The organism is Pseudoalteromonas sp. SIMBA_162, from assembly GCF_046535955.1.
Classification (GTDB): Bacteria; Pseudomonadota; Gammaproteobacteria; order Enterobacterales; family Alteromonadaceae; genus Pseudoalteromonas; species Pseudoalteromonas marina.
In genome coordinates, this window is sequence record NZ_JAWJBQ010000092.1 from 1 (window position 1) to 421 (window position 421).

General features: G+C 59.9%; 1 protein-coding gene. It reads left to right on the forward strand.

The window, feature by feature from the left end; all coding sequences use genetic code 11:
* Positions 1-18 precede the first annotated feature (18 nt).
* Positions 19-421, forward strand: a 403-nt coding sequence (locus R0J88_RS18850; RefSeq protein WP_410900704.1) for a hypothetical protein, incomplete at its 3' end; no start/stop codon positions are given.

The window sequence follows — 421 nt, forward strand, 5'->3', positions numbered from 1 at the left end:
CCGGTGGTGGGGGTGGACATGTATCTGGTCGAGTTGGAGCATCCACGCGCCTTCCAGTGGAATCTGTTTCATCATCCGGCGCTGGCCGATAGCTGCTTGGATATCGATGGCGTGCTGTGCCTCGACCCGACGCCTGAGCAGAACGATGATGGCCCACGCTATCGCGACTTTCTGACCAGCGCAGCGCCTCTGCATATCCCGACCTACCGTGTGCACTCGCTGGTCACCAATCGGCTGGAAAAATATCGCCCCGAGACGACCGACTGGCTGGCCCGTCACGGTGTCGAGTATGACCACCTGATCATGCTCGACCTGCCCAGCAAGGAAGAGCGCTTGCGCCAGAATCGCCATTCGAGTCACAAGGCGGATTACTACCGTGACTCCGGATGTCGTCTGTTCATCGAAAGCGAGGTGGGGCAGG